The sequence below is a fragment of the Winogradskyella sp. genome (assembly GCF_028282165.1).
GTDB lineage: Bacteria > Bacteroidota > Bacteroidia > Flavobacteriales > Flavobacteriaceae > Winogradskyella.
Map to the genome: position 1 here is coordinate 100,729 of NZ_JANQIM010000010.1, position 17,546 is coordinate 118,274.

Genomic DNA, 17,546 nt, shown 5'->3' on the forward strand with positions numbered 1-17,546 from the left:
AAATCATTAGCACGTTTCAAATTCATATTGTTGAAAAATGCAAAAAGAACGATCGTCAAGCGCAGATGCAATTGTACAATCAGTATTGTGATGGCATGCTCATAGTTGCGCTTCGTTTTGTGAAGGATACGATGGAAGCCGAAGATATTGTTCAAGAAGCTTTTATTAAGGCTTTTTCCAAACTAGATCAATACAGGGCAGAAGTAAGTTTTGGAGCATGGTTGAAACGCATTGTTGTAAATAGGTGTATTGATGTTTTAAAATCGAAACGCCAACGTTTAATAGAATTAGAAGACCATCATCTCAATGTGGTTGATACCGATTACGAAAGTGAATGGCTGGTTGATGACGATATAACAATAGATGATGTAAAAGCAGCGATTGAGCAGCTGCCAGAGAAGTATAAGTATGTTGTGATGCTCTATTTAGTTGAAGGTTATGACCACCAGGAGATTTCGGAAATTCTGAACATCTCGGAGGTTGCCTCAAGAACACAGTTGTCTCGAGGAAAACAAAAATTGCAAGCAGCATTAAAAACAAAGAAAAATGGCACAAGATCTTAGAAATTTATTCGAGAAAGATTCAAAACTACAGAGCGCAAAGATGTCTAACGGTCATGAAGCTCGCTTTCTAGAAAAGCTAGAAAAAGAACTGCCGGTAGAGAAAAAGTCGAGTGGTTTTAGTTTTTTAAGCATTGCGGCGAGCGTAGTTGTATTGTTAGGATTGAGCTTTGGCACATATCAGTTTTTTCAAAATTCAGGTGAAATAGAACCAGATCAACCAACAGTTGTTGAAGCGTCTGAGATAAAAACCATGGGTGCGTTTTCACCAGAGTTAAAAAAAGTAGAAGACTATTATTTGGCAAGCATCAATCTAGAATTGTCCAAGGTACAATTAACTCCAGAAAATAAGGACTTGGTGGATGGTTATATCCAAAGACTTAAAGAGTTGAATGATGAGTACGAAAAGCTTACAATAGAGCTCAATGAAAACGGACCTAATTCTATTACGCTAGATGCATTGATCAACAATTTAAAGTTGCGATTAAATCTCGTAACACGTCTTAAGGATAAATTAGAGGAATTTAATGATGATTCCTTTGAAGCAGAAAGTATATAAATACAATCAATAATTATAATAATCAATTCGCCTTTGTCTAATGTTATGGCGAATAAAGTCAAAAAACGAACAGTTAAATCAATTCACTTACGCTAAGGCAATGGTGAACAAAATCAGAAAAATCATGAACACTATTAGAATTTTAGTATTGTGCCTCTTAACCACCTTTGGTTATGCACAAAAGAAATTGAGTAAAGCATCACAATCTATTAAGGTTAATAAAGACGTAGTGATAGACTTAAATACCAGTTATGCGGAAATAGAGATCGGTACTTGGAATAAGGATATTGTTGAGATTGAGGCATATATAGAGAGTGATGAATTGTCAGAGGAAGAACTAGAGCGGGCCTTAGAAGCTTGGAAGCTTAGAGTTGAAGGCTCTGACGATAAAGTCACAATCTCCTCGAGCGGAGCACGAGCAATAAGTTTATATGCAGAAGCCGATTATGCAGATGTACTAAGAGATTTGGAATTTGGATTGGCAAATATGCCAGAACTTCCTGAAATGCCAGAGGTTATTGTTATGCCTAATATTCCTAATATGGAAGAAATGCCAGAGATGCCAGAGATGCCAGAAATGCCTGAATTTCCAGAGCTTCCAGAATTACCGGATGGTATCAGAACTATAAATTTTGATTATGACAGATATCAAGAAGAAGGTGAAAAATATCTTACCGAGTGGAGTAAACGTTATGAAAAGGAAGGTGGTAAGGAATTGCAAAGGCGCATGGAAGAATGGGTTAGAAAATTTGTAGAGTCTGGCTACCAAGAAAAAATGGAAAAATGGGGAGAGGAATATGGAAAACGTTTTGATGGTAAATGGGCTGAAGAAATGGAAAAATGGGGCGAGAAGTTTGGAGAAGAGTATGCTAAAGATATTGAGAAATGGGGAGAAGAGTTTGGTGAAAAGTTTGGTGAGGAATGGGCCAAAAAGATGGAAGCTTGGGGCGAACGTTATGAAAGACAGATGAAACGACAAGCCGAACTTCTTGAAAGACAGTTAGAACGTACTGCTAGAATGGCCGAGAAAGAAGCTAGAATAGCAGAACGCCAGGCAAGAATTGTAGAACGTCAAGCAGAACGTACAAGAGAATTAGCCGAGCGCACAGCTGAAATAGAAGGGAGAAGAAAGGAAATAAGAGAAAAAAGAGAATCTATTTTAGCGAGACACCTTGAGTCTGTTGGAAATGACAAAGTAAAAAAGGTGATAAAGATTAAAATCCCTAAAAAGGCAAAACTTAAAACCAACATAAGACACGGTGAGCTAAAACTATCTTCGGTTATCTATAACTTAAGTGGAGATATATCCCATGCATTTTTGGTAGCTGATAACATTGATGGAAGCGATACTTCCATCAATGTATCATATTCTCCTGTAATTATTGATACATGGAATTTAGGAACACTCAATCTAAATTATGTAGATAAAGCCCAAATTAAAAATGCCAACAATTTGGTGTTGAACTCTAAGTCGTCTAATATTAGTGTTGAAAGTTTAACGGATACCGGGATTATAGATGGCAGTTTTGGGGATCTTATTATTTCCAATCTTGCAGAATCATTCAAGAATCTTAATTTGATTCTTGAGAATAGTGATGCCTTAATTAACTTACCACAGAATGTAAATTACAATATGTACTTTAAAGGAGATCGTTCTAAATTCAATAATAAGTCAACATCCCAAAAAACCATTAGAAATCACCCAGAAGGACAGAGTGCTGACAAAACGATTATTGTAAATGCCAAATATAGCAGTGTAGTTATGAATTAATATGTCTGTAACTGTTAGGTTGAGTATAGTTGAAACCTAATATACATTCTTAAACTCTTATTTGATTGAAGTAGAAGTTTGTTTACAACCCTTTCTCCATGTTTTCCATCAAAATAGATTCTTATTTTAGTGGAAATTTTGTTTTTATGCAGTTTTCTTCCTTTAAAGATTTACTCAAATCTCTCCGTCCACATCCTTTAGTTGATCCTAAAATTTCCTTTGATGCCTACGTACCCTTGAACTTATCCATAGATAATCCAGAGTTAAAAAATATTGATGTATCGAGTTCCAAAGCCTTGGAAGTTTTTATTAGAAATCATATATCCAAACAGGCTGCAAAGGTAGCCTTTGGAGGATATTTAGAACAACGAAGTATCTATAACCGTAGCGATTATTTCAATCAAGAGAACCCAGAAGAAGAGCGCAATATACATTTGGGCTTAGATATATGGATTGGTGCCAAAACACCAATTTATGCACCACTAAGTGGTGATATCCATAGTTTTAAAAATAATACCAATTTTGGAGATTATGGGCCAACGATTATTTTAAAGCATAACATTCAAGACTTTGAATTCTACACACTTTATGGCCATCTGAGTCTTGAATCTATCAAAAATTTAGAGGTCGGAGCTAAAGTGGAAAAAGGGCAGCGAATTGCCACTTTAGGAATAGCAGAGGTCAATGGTGATTATCCGCCGCATTTACATTTTCAGATTATAAATGATATTCAAGGATATGAAGGTGATTATCCTGGTGTGAGCAGTCAACTTGATCTGGAATTTTATAAAGTTAATTGTCCAGATCCTAATTTACTTTTAAAGCTAATGTGAATACAAAGGTTTTTTCGAGAACTAGTTAGTAATGAATCTCTCAAAATCATCAATAGCAAAGGCCTCATTATAGTCGGCTTCGCCAATCTTGCCTCCTTCAGAAGAATCATAGTCCATCGTTATTTTCCATTCGCCATCGATCTTTTTTAACAGAACATGAAATTGACCATAATAGGTTTGTTCTTTATCTGTGCCCCTATTGCGTATGAGTCTATAAATACCACGTTCGCTAGCCGTAGAGTCATTGCACAGTCTTTCAAAAAAGCGCAATGAGATATTACTGGTTTGTCCAGCGGTCTTATCGCGATCAAAACCCGTTTTGTAGTTATTGATGTATGTATCATAATCCAAAATACGCCTGCCACCAGAAATACGGACTAAATCTTTAGAATGAATCGTTGCCATTAAGGTATAATCGAGGTTTTTGAAAGCCTTATAGAATTTTGCCCAAGTTGTATTGATGGCTTTAAGGTGCGTCTCTTTTTGTGAGTAACAAAGGGTCATCGAAAAGCAAATCAAAAAGTAGATGAGAAGATATTTTTTCATTGCAAAATGATTTAATCATGCCTTTTAAGGTAATAAAAAAATCCTGATGAAAACCATCAGGATTTTTCAAATTAATAGTTTTAGGTTTATTTAGGTATGGTATAAAGGATACTTACCTGAAATGCATTTTGCCTTAGATTCCCTGCATCAACATCTACATCATTTATGTTCGTCAGATCAAAAGCAAATCTTAAACCAGCCGCAAGTCCAGGCACCAAATCTTCTAGTCGGTATAGTGCGCCTATAGCTGCACCAATAATACCAGATTTATAAAACTCACTGATATCTTCAAATCCATCATTAGATCCATCTATTTTTTGTTCTATAGACAGCAAGATATTATACTGCGGTCCTCCTTCTATTACCAAGTTGTCGATGACTTCGTATTGCAATAGTATAGGAATACTAAGGTTACTTGTTTTTACTTCTCCAGTAGTGGATTCATTACTAAAGTCCCATTCATTTCCACCAGTACTAAAATAAACTTCCGGCTGTACAGCAAACTTTTCGTTAAGATTATAGTTTACAAAACCACCAATATGGAATCCTATACGCGAGGAGGTGGAATAACTATCGTTTTCAAAACTGATACCAGCAATATTTAGACCTGCCTTAGCTCCGAAGTTTAAGTCTTGGGCATTGATTGAAAAAGCAATACATAAAATAAAAGTAAAGCTTAACGTTAATTTTTTCATGATTATAAGTATTGGTTATGACTTATAATCGAAAAGAAGCTAAAATGTCATCAAAAAAATGAAACTCTAATCAATAACAGGTAAAATGTAGTTGCCATCGTAACTTCCAGAAATTACCTGACCATCATTTCGGGTAAAAGTGAAAGTAAGTTTTATATTAAACTCTGTGAAATTAGTGATGGTCACCGAACCCGATTGTGCGTAAACGTCCGACTCCGAATCATTATCCGAAAGCAATACTGTACCATTATTAAATTCACTGTCAATTATAGAACTGTTAGTCGAAACAGCATAATCATCAATTTCATCGTAAGTCGTATTCTGAATGGTAACATCATCAAAATCGAAATACACAAAGTTAATATCTGTTAAGTCTGAGTTTCCTGCAAGTTCGGCAGCAGATTTGTTAAATATGCTAATGCTTATTTCGCTAACATTGTCTGACGACGTATCTTCATCATTGATCACGGCAGTAGTTAAATTATAAGTCTCACCGTTAAAGATAAATTGATTGGTATTCTCGTCCGTATTTGAATTCGTATCGTCGTCTGAAGAGCAAGCCAAGAAAGTTATGGCCAGTAAAAATACTAATACTTGGGGCAGTTTTGGTATCATAATAAATTAAATATAAGTAGGTTACAGTTGTAAATATAGTAAATATTTTCTCTTATCAGAATTCTAATATTATAGAAATTTAATAGCAATTTAAGTCAGAAAAATAACACAAGTAAATGATTTTCAGATACTTATATGAGAATTAAAATTGAAATTCTCATTAAAATTAAGTATCTTATAGAAGTTAAATCAATCTCTTAAGTATTATGGGTTATATCAAATCACTCAATAAGTGGGCGAATGCGCACACTTATTATCCGCTAGATATGTTACGTATTGCTCTTGGTATTTTTTTGTTTTACAAGGGTGTTTACTTTATGTCTAATCTACATTTGCTTATTGATCTTATTGCACCTATAAAATCCGTTGTAGGTGATATGATGGTGGTTCACTATATAGCACCAGCACATTTTGTTGGTGGATTTTTAATTGTTTTTGGACTGCTAACACGCTGGGCCATTATAGCGCAATTGCCTATTCTAATTGGTGCAGTAATCATCAATTTCGTGGGTGAGATGCAAACAGGTAATCTTATACTGTCCTTATCAGTTTTACTCATCTGTATTTTCTTTTTGTTCTATGGATCTGGGAAGCACTCGGTAGATAAGTATTTGAAGATGCAGCAATAGTTATAGGTACAAGGCGGTAAGACTTCTCGATACATTCTGGCACTTACGGCCAGAACACTCGAAGTGACAACAGAATGTACTAATGTCGGTTCGAGTGTACTGACGTTTTCGTCAGGACGTACTTCGACAAGTGTAATACTGAGTTTATCGAAGTGCTCAGAAGAGCTATAGAAAACTAAATCATTTACAATCCGCTTGAACGACTTTGTGTTTCCACTGAATCCAATACTCCTGTAAACCTTCTTTGGTGGTTTTTAGTTTACCGATATATTGTTAATGCCCTTGCATTAAAGCATATTTAAGTTGTTTCACTTAATTATATATCTTTTAAGCTTGGACTTAGCTAATTGTAAAAATCTCAAAGGGTATAATTTTTCAATATTTAGTTCGTCTTGAATAAAAGAGGAGTGTGCATCATTTGATATTCATTCGAATTCAATTAAGAATTTTCTTATGAAAAACTATTTGAGATATTTATTCATTTCTCTTTTGAGCACCTTACCCGAATTTTTTATAATCTCTTTTGGGTCTAATCCATCAATGTGCATATCATCAATCCACTGACCGAGCATTTGCTCTAATGCTTCAGTATTTAAAATAAGTAATTTTTTATTGTAGGTTGAGCATAATAACCTAAACCTACTTAATAAATCCTCGTTTATTGTTGAAGATGTCAAAATAGCCACTGTATTAAACTCTGATTTATCAATTTGATTAAGAATTTGACCTAACAAAACGGCACCGTTTTTATTCCTAGCCGTTAATCCAGCATTACCTGATCCTAATTTTGCAAATACAAAAAGTTTTAATTGTTGATTTCCTACACCATATTCTCCTTGCAAATCAGATATTTCAATGTTTTTATGTGGTAGTAAAACAGGACGCTTTAATGTTCTTCCTACTAATGTCCTCAAACAAACAAATTCATTACTCATAATACATTTTGAACAGTTAGAGTCAGACATATTATCACATTTTTCTCCTAATAAATGTAAAATGTTATCTGGTAAATTATAACTGTATTTCTTCCTGAGTATTTGCTTGAGTTCATTGATCTCTAATGGATTAATTTCGGTCACGAAATTAGTTTGTACATTTCCGTATGCTCTATTTATATCTAACTTTATTAAATTAGATTCAATTCTAAAGGGTAATGATATAACGTTTTGTAAATCTGGGTATTGAGAAATCAATGATTTTGTTAAACTTAATAATATTTCGATTAATTTAGGAGTAGGCGTAAGTATTGCCTTATCCAAAGCTTCATCAATTTCGATTACATCACCAGTTTCCTTGTTAACTATTTGAGATACCTTTTTGTCACTAATAAAAGAGATCAATTCATAACTACCATCTGGCTCTAATTTTAATTTAAATTGATTATCATATTCACCAAAAAAGTATTCACCTATTTCGCCTTCTATAACCAAATAAAATGGATTAAAATATTTATTAATTGCTTGACTTAATATTATATGTCCAGGTGTAAATGATTTCTCCGATTCTTTATTTAGCAACATATTGGTAATTGCTATGAACAGTCTAAAAATTTCATTTCTAACTGATATATTAGCAATTGAAGTTATTTCTTTAGATGACTTAATACCCAAAGAGTTGATTATTTTTTCAAACTGACCATCTGCTGCAAGAGCATCTAACTCATTAGCAACTTTAGTTAGTAACTTAAGACTGAAATCTCTTATTTCAGAAATGGTTACTTTTTGAGGTATCCATAACTTTCCAGTTTCAGATGTAACCCCTAAGCCCTGTTCTTCAATACCTCTTAATGGTATTCTATAAAAACTTTCTTTTCTTGTTGCGTCTATATTTTCCTCTTGTTCTCGGGCTATTTGTTTGGTAGATAGATTATCATCCCCTAAAGTTATATTTTGAGGTAATTGAATTTCATTTGAATTAACAAAATATTGAGCTCTTTTTACAGAGTCAAAACTTCCGATTTGATTTAATAATGGTTTGGTGAGATGAAGTGCATTTAATTCAATCTTAATAGCATCTTTAATAACTCTAAACAAGTCATCTCTTTCCTTCTTTGTATGGCAAGATAGAATGGCTTTGTTACTCTTTAAATCAATTAAAGCTAAGCCATAATTTAGCTCATAGATATTTGCAAGTTTATAATTAGTATTCCAGTACCAGTGTATTTTATGCCAAAGGAAATGAAGTTCAATAATATCTTTAGTTTTATTAACCTCAAACAATTGATAGCTCCTTATAGCGGGATATCTTTCAGTATCTTTTTCTTGATTTAAGAGTTTAAGTTTCGATTCGATTTTTCTTTTAGTTACTAAATCTTGACTGTAAGAACTTTTATCTTTAATAAAGGTTAAATAAAAACTTGGTTTAAATGAATAATTAAGATTGTCAATTCGTGATTTTAACGTCTTATTTTTTGACAATTTTTCCTCTATTAAAGTAATTAATTCAGATTTACTCTTTCCCTCTGAATCTTCAAAAAGTAAAATATTTAAATCATTCAAAAGTATCCTTAAATCTTCTATAGACTGGCTTTTTAATTTTAAAGTACTTAATAAATTACCCATAATTTAATTACTCTCTGATTTTCTTATTTAAATATAGATTTAATAAGCGCATTGTTTGTTTTATTTAAACCACTAGTAAAGCTAGTAATTTAAATATTAACTATTATACGTAGTTCTACGTATTTTTCTAAAAATAAAAGAGTTATATAGGATGGTTTTGCGGTTTCCTTTAAGCCACTAATGAAGTCATATCATACTACAGCTATAATGGTCATTGCGATAATCCCGATGGCTATCGGGAGATGTGGTAATCTTTTGAACTAACTAGAGTGATTTAAGAGATTGCAACAGCACACCTTTAGTGTGCTTCGCAATGACAAAAGAACTTTCCAATGTCAGTTCGAGTGTCCCGACTGTAAACGTCGGGATGTATCGAGAACCGTTTTAGTTTCAGACGCTTTATTACTTGTTCTCATCATTTATCGGCGAAATCATAATATGTGCTCTATGTGTTCCTGGGTTCATAATCCAAGGATGGTTGGCGGCTACTGGGACTTCTGGTAATCCTGTAGATTCTGCTGTTGCCCATGGCATATACACCACATAGCGGAGTTTAGCGTCAGCAACTTCTGAAGTTTCAGGATCATAGATGGTTTTGTCGCCATAGTAGATATGTAAAGTTGTACCCGTTGGGATTTTAAGTTCACCAGACTTCATTTCTGCTTCTCTTGTAGCAAAGACTTCTCTTGCGGACTTTCCTTCCTGTCGCAGTGCTCTTCCTCTAGCCATAAAGGGTTCGAGACCTTTATGGTAACATGCCGCATTAAACCCATCCTTTTTAGGATTATCAGCAAGTACAATAAATTGATTGTCACCTTCACGAAGGGTTACAAAATCACCAGCCATATTATAACCAATAACTTTGCAGTTAGCCCTACTTTCTTTCGGTGCGGCCATTAATGCTGTGGCAATTAAGGCTTCATCTGTAGCTATGTCTTTATACGAATCATAGTTTTTTTCAGTTATACCTTCTACTGAAGTTTCTTTTGTTGACTCTGCTTCTTTGGTTGTTGACTTGTCCGATGTATTACAGGCTACTAAAATTCCTGCGAGCATACATAGTTTGATAATTCGTTGCATACGATAATGTGAATGTTGTTTTGACACTTTCCCTTTAAAAATACAAAAAATCCTGATGGCTATATCAGGATTTTTGTTTATATCATCTACTTCTCGATACATTCCACCACTTACGGCTGGAACACTCGAAGTGACCACTGGTTTTCTGTTTATAGATTCCTGCCTGCGCAGGAATGACAAATTAATCATTTACTAAAACCCATTCACCTTTATCAATCAACGGAATGGCTTGCTTGTATTTGACTTCTTTACTTTCGCCACTCATCACATGCTTAATCGTAACACGTTCGTTACGGCCAATCTTGGGTTGTTCCCTAACAATGGTCTCTACAACTTGTGGTTTACGGGAGGCGTTTTGCCCAGCAGCTCGACTTTGTGCTGCACGTTCATCCATATTTGGAATTTCCTCTTTTTGCGTTTCGAGCTTCTCTTGCTTTCTACGCTTTGCTTCTTGGATATTGTTCGCCGTTTCTTGAGGAATTTCACCTTTAAATAAGAACGAAATTACATCTTTATTGACCTGATCGATCATACTCTTAAAGAGCTCAAACGATTCAAACTTATAGATCAATAATGGATCTTTTTGTTCGTGTACGGCTAATTGTACAGACTGTTTTAACTCGTCCATTTTACGCAAGTGCGTTTTCCAAGCATCATCGACAATGGCTAAGGTGATATTCTTCTCAAAATCATTGATCAGTTGTGTACCCTTAGTCTCATATGCTTTTTCTAAATCAGTGACTACTTGCAGATTTTTTACGCCATCGGTAAATGGCACTACGATACGCTTAAAACGATCACGTTGGGTATTGTACACATTTTCAATAACTGGATAGGCCAAATCAGCCGCACGTTGCATCTTTTCGCGATAGTGCTTAAAGGCTTCCTTATAAATCAATCCGGCAATCTCTTGTTCTCCCATTTTGGCAAATTCTTCTTCAGAAATAGGTGAAGCCATAGAGAAGTAACGGATCAGTTCAAACTCAAAGTTTTTATAATCGTTGGCTGCTTTGTTATTCATGGCGATACCTTCAGAAGTATCGAAGATCATATTGGCCAAATCTACACGTAAACGCTCACCGTGCAAGGCGTTACGACGACGTTTGTAAACCACTTCACGTTGTGCGTTCATCACATCATCATACTCTAACAAACGTTTACGGACACCGAAGTTATTTTCCTCAACTTTTTTCTGCGCACGCTCTATGGACTTAGAAATCATAGAATGTTGAATCACTTCACCTTCCTTAAGTCCCATACGGTCCATCATTTTAGCAATACGCTCAGAACCGAACAAACGCATTAGGTTATCTTCTAACGATACATAGAATTGCGAGCTTCCTGGATCTCCTTGACGACCAGAGCGACCTCTTAACTGTCGGTCAACACGACGCGAATCGTGACGTTCTGTACCGATAATGGCTAAACCTCCTGCTTCCTTCACCTCATCAGTTAATTTAATATCGGTACCACGACCTGCCATGTTGGTCGCTATCGTTACTTGACCTGGTTGACCTGCTTCTGCTACGATATCCGCTTCTTTTTTATGTAATTTAGCATTTAAGACGTTATGCGGAATCTTACGAATGCTCAACATTTTTCCTAGCAGCTCAGAAATCTCAACGTTAGTCGTACCAATCAATACTGGTCGACCAGCATTGGATAAGCCAACAACTTCGTCAATTACCGCGTTGTATTTTTCGCGCTTGGTCTTATACACCAAATCGTCTCTATCATCTCTGGCAATTGGTCTGTTGGTAGGGATTTCTACCACATCCAATTTATAGATTTCCCAGAATTCACCGGCTTCAGTGACTGCCGTACCTGTCATACCAGAGAGTTTGCGATACATTCTGAAGTAATTCTGAAGTGTTACGGTTGCAAAGGTTTGGGTAGCAGCTTCAATCTTTACATTTTCCTTGGCTTCAATCGCTTGGTGTAATCCATCAGAGTAACGACGACCATCCATAATACGTCCTGTTTGCTCATCAACAATCATCACTTTGTTATCCATCACTACATATTGCACATCTTTTTCAAAAAGTGCATAAGCTTTTAATAGTTGGTTTAGCGTATGGATACGTTCGGACTTAATGCCAAAATCTCTGAATAGTTCTTCTTTTAGAACAGCTTCTTCTTCAGGCTCTAAGCCTTTTTCTTCAATCTTCGCGATTTCGGTTCCCATTTCGGGCATTACAAAGAAATTAGGATCGTCTTTACCAGATAGATAATCGACACCTTTATCGGTCAATTCTATCTGATTGTTCTTTTCATCAATCACATAATAGAGTTCTGCATCTACTTTAGGCATCTCTCTATTGTTATCTTGCATGTAGAAGTTTTCGGTTTTTTGAAGGAGTTGTTTTACGCCTTCTTCACTCAAAAACTTGATTAAGGCTTTATTCTTTGGAATACCTCTGTAAACCCGTAATAACTGAAAACCGCCTTCCTTGGTATCACCTTCTGCGATTAACTTTTTAGCTTCGGCTAAAACACCGACCAAATGTTTACGCTGCACGGCTTCAATTTGTTCGATCTTTGGTTTTAGCATATCAAATTCGTGCTCATCGCCTTTTGGTATAGGGCCAGAAATAATCAATGGTGTACGTGCATCATCAATCAATACGGAATCCACCTCATCAACAATGGCAAAGTGGTGTGGACGTTGTACCAAATCTTCTGGTGAATGTGCCATATTATCACGCAAGTAATCGAAACCAAATTCATTATTGGTTCCGTATGTAATATCTGCATTATAGGCTTTACGGCGTGCGTCTGAATTTGGTGTGTGATGATCGATACAATCTACACTTAGACCATGGAATTCGAATATTGGAGCCATCCACGCGCTATCACGCTTGGCTAAGTAGTCGTTAACCGTAACCAGGTGTACACCTTTACCTGCCAAGGCATTCAGATAAACTGGTAATGTTGCTACAAGCGTTTTACCTTCACCCGTTTGCATCTCGGCGATTTTGCCTTGGTGCATGGCGATACCACCAATTAATTGTACATCGTAATGAATCATGTCCCAAGTGATAGGCTTACCTGCAGCATCCCAAGAGTTAGACCAAATGGCTTGGTCACCATCTAAAGTGACATACTCTTTTGCTCCGGAGACTTCTCTGTCAAAGGCATTGGCCACTACTGAAATCTCGGTATTATGTACAAAACGTTTTGCTGTTTCTTTAACTACGGCAAAAGCTTCTGGTAGAATAGCGTTAAGGACGTTTTCTGTGAGTTCGTAAATTTCGTCCTCGATTTTATCGGCTTGTACGTAAATCTCTTCCCGCTCGTCAATATCTTCGGTAACTTCTGCTTTGGCTAATAATTCATTTTGCTTTTCGAGCAACGGTTTTCTGGCTTCAGCAATCTTATCTTTAAATTCAGCAGTCTTCGCTCTAAGTTCATCGTGCGATAAAGCTTCAAGAGCTTGCTCAAAGCTTTTTATTTGGTCTACAATTGGTTGTATGGCACTAACGTCTTGTTTGGATTTATCTCCAACAAATACTTTTAGTACTTTATCTAATATACCCATGTTTTATGTTTTATGCTGTCATTTCGAGCGTAGTCGAGAAATCTCAACTTATTGGTAAATCAGACATCTCGACTGCGCTCGATGTGACAGTGATTGTAAATTTTGTCTTTCGGATAAGTTGTCCGAAAATAAAAAAAGTCTCTCAGTTAAGATAACGCAAGAGACTTTTTTGTGATAATTATATATATTAATATTCGTCCTCGTTCCAGAGGTAATCTTCATCAGTTGGATAGTCTGGCCAAATCTCTTCAATAGAGTCATAAGAATCTCCTTCATCTTCTATCGCCTGTAAATTTTCTACAACTTCTAAAGGTGCTCCAGTTCTAATTGCATAGTCAATAAGCTCGTCTTTTGTTGCTGGCCAAGGTGCATCACTTAAATATGATGCCAATTCTAATGTCCAATACATTTGCGTTATGGTTTTAATTTTTTGCAAAAATAATTTTTTAGCTGAATAATTCAAGAAAAAATTAAATTAATTATTCATTAATAAAAAGAACGTGTATTATTCAACTTTTTAAAGTCGAAATATTGCATTTTTAGAGCAATATAGTTGTGCTTAAAAAGACTAGGATTCTTTTTGTGGAATCCACTTTATCTCTTCAGCTTGCAAATCATGTGACAACTTCCGTGCCAATACAAAAAGGTAGTCTGAAAGACGATTGATATACATTAAGGTTTCGGGCTGAAAAGGCTCTAATTCATTGAGATGAGACGCCAAACGCTCAGCTCTACGACATACTGTACGTGCTATGTGACAGAATGACACGGTTTGATGGCCTCCTGGCAACACAAAATGAGTCATGGGTGGTAAACTAGCTTCCATATTGTCCATTTCCTTTTCTAAGCGTTCTATATCTTCATGAGATATTTTTGGAATATTCAATCGGGCCTTACCACTTTTAAGGGTCGCTTTTTCTGGGTCAGTAGCCAAGATGGCACCAACTGTAAACAACCGATCTTGAATATGCATCAAGGTATTCTTGTATAATGGATCGATATCTTGATCTCTAATGAGTCCAATATGTGAGTTAAGCTCATCTATAGTGCCGTAGCTTTCTATGCGGATATGGTGTTTAGGGACTCGTGTACCTCCAAATAGGGCAGTAGTGCCTTTATCGCCTGTTTTTGTATATACTTTCATGTGGTAAAGTTAAGGAATAAGGCTTGAAGTAGGAAGTCTAAAGTTGATTGGTTTACTTGCTAATTCCTAAGCACTAATTACCATCTAATGTATGCTTATGCCATTGTTGACATGTCATTATTTGAGTTATTTCCAAATGCCCTTTTCCATTTGTTTTTATTAATTCCAAAAACTATTCCACCGGCGAGCATAATCACTCCAGTAGCTATGCCAACCATTCCAAAAAAAGGTGTTTTGGGTATTCTGACTAAAATTTCAGCAGCAAATGCGGCGTAGAGTCCTATTACTGACCAATACATAAATGAAAAGTGAAAATATTTCCAACTATTTGTCGGTTTCTTTGTCCAAATGGGAATCATCCCAAGCAATATTGATGCTAAACTTACCAAAGTTGTATAGTGAAATACTCCCCAACCATTAAATAATCTGTAAATCATAAAAGCTGTTACAATCAAAATTCCCATACTGATAAGGTATAGATATCCTATCCTTACGTGTTGCTTAGTTCCTTTTTTAGAGATTAGAATGTAAGTTCCGAACAACAAGGCAAAACAAGATGAAATCAGGTGTATTATGCCAATTTCATTCCCGACTATTTTTTCCATTTAACTATAGATTATTGTAATGATTTAAAATTCAAAGAACCGACTATTCATATGGTTTATGTATTTTTTAAATCTGAAATGTGGAATATAAAGGATGAATTGTTTTTTAATGAATGCCAACTACTTATTATAAATGTCACTCTCAATCATACCGTCCATTAAGCGTATAATGCGATGTGCATGTGCCGCAATATCCTCTTCGTGGGTTACCATAATTACTGTATTTCCAGAGGCATGGATTTGATCGAATAGTTCCATAATTTCCAAAGAGGTTTTAGAATCTAGGTTACCCGTGGGCTCATCTGCAAGGATGATGGATGGTTTGTTGACTAAAGCGCGACCAACGGCCACACGTTGTCGTTGACCACCTGATAATTGGTTGGGTTTATGGTCCATACGATCAGCAAGACCAACATCGGTCAATACTTCTGAAGCGCGATCGACTCTTGCTTTTTTAGATTGCCCAGCGTATACCATAGGCAAGGCAACATTTTCTAATGCAGTGGTTCTTGGTAATAGATTAAAGGTTTGAAAAACGAAACCGATTTCTGTGTTTCTAATATCGGCTAATTCGTCATCGGACATTTGGCTTACATCTTTACCGTTGAGACGATAGGTGCCAGCTGTAGGTGTGTCTAGGCAACCTAATATGTTCATCAATGTTGATTTTCCTGAACCTGAGGGCCCCATAATGGCGACATATTCGCCACGCTTAATATCTAAATCCATTCCTTTTAAGACATGAACAGTTTCTTGTCCTAATTTAAAATCTCTAATGATACCTCTAATCTCAATGACGTTGTCGCTCATAATAACTTTTAGGTTGCTTAAAATCTCTGCAAGATAACAGAATTAAAAATCAGTTTCGTCAATAAGACGTTAAAGTTATTAGCTTGTTACACTATGAATAAAATAAAAAAGGAAGAGTTAAATCTAGGTTTTTGATCATGCTTAAAGTGAGATTAAAAAGCTAGTTATCCTAAAGAACTTTAAACTCTAATTTTAAAATGTTCCCTTGCTTGTTCTTTTCTAAAAAACACAAAACCTAATTGGAATATGTCTACAGTTACTGTTACAGCTTCATGCGCTTTAATATATTGCCAAGCTTCGGTCATTCCTTTGGACCAATAAATATCATCAAAAATAAAGACCGCGTTGTTATTTGCTTTAGGCAATAAGGCTTCGAAGTATTTTATGGTAGCATCCTTATTATGGTGACCATCAAAATAAATGCAATCAAATGATGATTGTTTTAACGTGGAAATGGTTGTCGCGAAATCACCTTTTAAAAAGGTGATATGATTTATTTTTAGCTTTTTGAAATTATGTTTTGTGTAATCTGATGTGTTGGCACAGCCTTCTATGGATGTTACATTTGAAAATTCATTGGCCAAAGCCATAGCATAGGTACCCATTCCTAAAGAAGTGCCTAACTCCAAGATTGATTTGCAATTAAAGTATTGTACAACCTTAAATAGTAAACGAGCTTCTTTCATTGAACTGCTAGACACCTTTACCATTTTGTTAACTTTCCGTGTTTTAGAGCCCAAAACCTTAGACCCTTCACCTAAATCTGTAATGTCCAAGCTGTCATTGGAAGATATTAACGTATTACGATAGGCTTTAAGCTTGTTGTATGCCGAATAACTCGCTTTATCGTAAAGGCATTTCGTAATAAAGTAGTATATAAAAGGAGAATGTACGCCGTGTTGATTGGTTGAGTTTAATAGAAATCTTATGTAGGATTTTAGTTGATACACTATTTTGGCTATTGGCTATTGGCTATTGGCTATTGGCTATTGGCTATTGGCTATTGGCTTCCAGCTTTTCAGCCAGTTCAAACCAACGCATTTCTTTTTCCTCAATGGTATCAATAATACTTTGAAGTTCCTCCGATAATTGATTAATCTCGTCTTGTGATAAATTGGGATTATTAAACTTGGCCTCCAAGGCTTTTTTGTCGAGTTCTAGAGCACGAATCTTAGATTCTAAATTCTTGTACTCCTTTTGTTCATTATAAGATAGTTTGTTGGCCTCGTTTTGTTTTATAGCCTCAGTATTATCTGTCTTTGTTTCAGTTTTAATCTGTTTTGGTAGACTGTTGTCGTAAGCTCTAAAGTCTGAGTAATTACCAGGAAAATCATCAACCACACCTCGACCTCTAAATACAAAAAGATGATCCACAATTTTATCCATAAAATAGCGGTCGTGAGACACCACTAAAAGCACACCAGGAAAATCCATCAAAAAACTTTCCAAGACATTTAAAGTCACAATGTCGAGATCGTTTGTGGGCTCATCCAATATTAAAACATTAGGGTTTTGTATTAAAACCGTACATAAATAGAGACGTTTTTGTTCACCACCACTTAGTTTTTCGACAAAATCGTATTGTTTTTTTCTGTCGAAT

General features: G+C 35.5%; 17 protein-coding genes. 5 read left to right on the forward strand and 12 right to left on the reverse strand.

The genetic code is table 11. From position 1 onward, the window contains the following. Window positions 1-5: 5 nt before the first annotated feature. The 4 genes from Q0972_RS04840 (at window position 6) to Q0972_RS04855 (ending at window position 3,723) form a co-directional block, all read left to right on the forward strand. Window positions 6-563, forward strand: coding sequence for an RNA polymerase sigma factor (locus tag Q0972_RS04840; RefSeq protein ID WP_299363352.1), 558 nt, complete (start codon window positions 6-8; stop codon window positions 561-563). Further along, complete coding sequence (locus Q0972_RS04845; RefSeq protein WP_299363319.1) at window positions 547-1,119, forward strand: hypothetical protein; 573 nt, start codon at window positions 547-549, stop codon at window positions 1,117-1,119. Before Q0972_RS04840 ends, Q0972_RS04845 begins: the two co-directional genes overlap by 17 nt. Before the next feature lie 124 nt (window positions 1,120-1,243). Beyond that, window positions 1,244-2,890, forward strand: a complete 1,647-nt coding sequence (locus tag Q0972_RS04850; RefSeq protein ID WP_299363321.1) for a hypothetical protein — start codon at window positions 1,244-1,246, stop codon at window positions 2,888-2,890. A 98-nt stretch (window positions 2,891-2,988) separates the two neighbouring features. After that, window positions 2,989-3,723 (forward strand): peptidoglycan DD-metalloendopeptidase family protein, encoded by a 735-nt coding sequence (locus Q0972_RS04855; RefSeq protein WP_299363323.1) that lies wholly within the window; start codon window positions 2,989-2,991, stop codon window positions 3,721-3,723. Window positions 3,724-3,744: 21 nt separating this feature from the next. On the opposite strand, the gene Q0972_RS04860 is transcribed toward Q0972_RS04855, so the two are convergent. The 3 genes from Q0972_RS04860 to Q0972_RS04870 form a co-directional block, all read right to left on the reverse strand. After that, a complete protein-coding gene (locus Q0972_RS04860; RefSeq protein WP_299363325.1) occupies window positions 3,745-4,269 on the reverse strand; it encodes a nuclear transport factor 2 family protein in 525 nt (174 codons plus the stop codon). An 86-nt stretch (window positions 4,270-4,355) separates the two neighbouring features. Then, window positions 4,356-4,964, reverse strand: a complete 609-nt coding sequence (locus Q0972_RS04865; RefSeq protein ID WP_299363329.1) for a porin family protein — start codon at window positions 4,962-4,964, stop codon at window positions 4,356-4,358. Window positions 4,965-5,030: 66 nt separating this feature from the next. Next, complete coding sequence (locus Q0972_RS04870) at window positions 5,031-5,579, reverse strand: hypothetical protein (RefSeq protein WP_299363334.1); 549 nt, start codon at window positions 5,577-5,579, stop codon at window positions 5,031-5,033. Window positions 5,580-5,785: 206 nt separating this feature from the next. On the opposite strand from Q0972_RS04870, the gene Q0972_RS04875 reads away from it, so the two are divergent. Further along, complete coding sequence (locus Q0972_RS04875; protein ID WP_299363337.1) at window positions 5,786-6,208, forward strand: DoxX family protein; 423 nt, start codon at window positions 5,786-5,788, stop codon at window positions 6,206-6,208. A 461-nt stretch (window positions 6,209-6,669) separates the two neighbouring features. Here the strand turns inward: Q0972_RS04875 and Q0972_RS04880 are convergent, their stop codons facing one another. The 9 genes from Q0972_RS04880 to Q0972_RS04920 all read right to left on the reverse strand — a co-directional run. After that, window positions 6,670-8,769: a hypothetical protein gene (locus tag Q0972_RS04880; protein ID WP_299363338.1), complete on the reverse strand. Its 2,100-nt coding sequence runs from the start codon at window positions 8,767-8,769 to the stop codon at window positions 6,670-6,672. 402 nt (window positions 8,770-9,171) lie between these two features. Then, window positions 9,172-10,029 carry a hypothetical protein gene (locus Q0972_RS04885; protein ID WP_367182390.1) on the reverse strand — a complete coding sequence of 286 codons (858 nt, stop codon included), beginning with the start codon at window positions 10,027-10,029 and terminating at the stop codon, window positions 9,172-9,174. Window position 10,030: 1 nt separating this feature from the next. Then, window positions 10,031-13,387 carry a preprotein translocase subunit SecA gene (gene secA / locus Q0972_RS04890; protein WP_299363339.1) on the reverse strand — a complete coding sequence of 1,119 codons (3,357 nt, stop codon included), beginning with the start codon at window positions 13,385-13,387 and terminating at the stop codon, window positions 10,031-10,033. A gap of 187 nt (window positions 13,388-13,574) precedes the next feature. Beyond that, on the reverse strand, window positions 13,575-13,796 hold the full coding sequence (locus tag Q0972_RS04895) for a DUF2795 domain-containing protein (RefSeq protein ID WP_008272287.1): 222 nt from the start codon (window positions 13,794-13,796) through the stop codon (window positions 13,575-13,577). A gap of 159 nt (window positions 13,797-13,955) precedes the next feature. Then, window positions 13,956-14,531 carry a cob(I)yrinic acid a,c-diamide adenosyltransferase gene (locus Q0972_RS04900; RefSeq protein ID WP_299363343.1) on the reverse strand — a complete coding sequence of 192 codons (576 nt, stop codon included), beginning with the start codon at window positions 14,529-14,531 and terminating at the stop codon, window positions 13,956-13,958. Window positions 14,532-14,626: 95 nt separating this feature from the next. Next, the gene (locus tag Q0972_RS04905; protein ID WP_299363345.1) at window positions 14,627-15,136 is read right to left on the reverse strand and encodes a hypothetical protein; all 510 of its coding nucleotides are present in this window, start codon (window positions 15,134-15,136) and stop codon (window positions 14,627-14,629) included. Between the two features lie 120 nt (window positions 15,137-15,256). Continuing rightward, a complete protein-coding gene (locus Q0972_RS04910; RefSeq protein WP_299363346.1) occupies window positions 15,257-15,946 on the reverse strand; it encodes an ABC transporter ATP-binding protein in 690 nt (229 codons plus the stop codon). 179 nt (window positions 15,947-16,125) lie between these two features. Beyond that, window positions 16,126-16,896 carry an O-methyltransferase gene (locus Q0972_RS04915; RefSeq protein WP_299363347.1) on the reverse strand — a complete coding sequence of 257 codons (771 nt, stop codon included), beginning with the start codon at window positions 16,894-16,896 and terminating at the stop codon, window positions 16,126-16,128. Between the two features lie 43 nt (window positions 16,897-16,939). Then, a partial coding sequence (locus Q0972_RS04920; protein WP_299363349.1) for an ATP-binding cassette domain-containing protein occupies window positions 16,940-17,546 on the reverse strand: 607 nt, incomplete at its 5' end.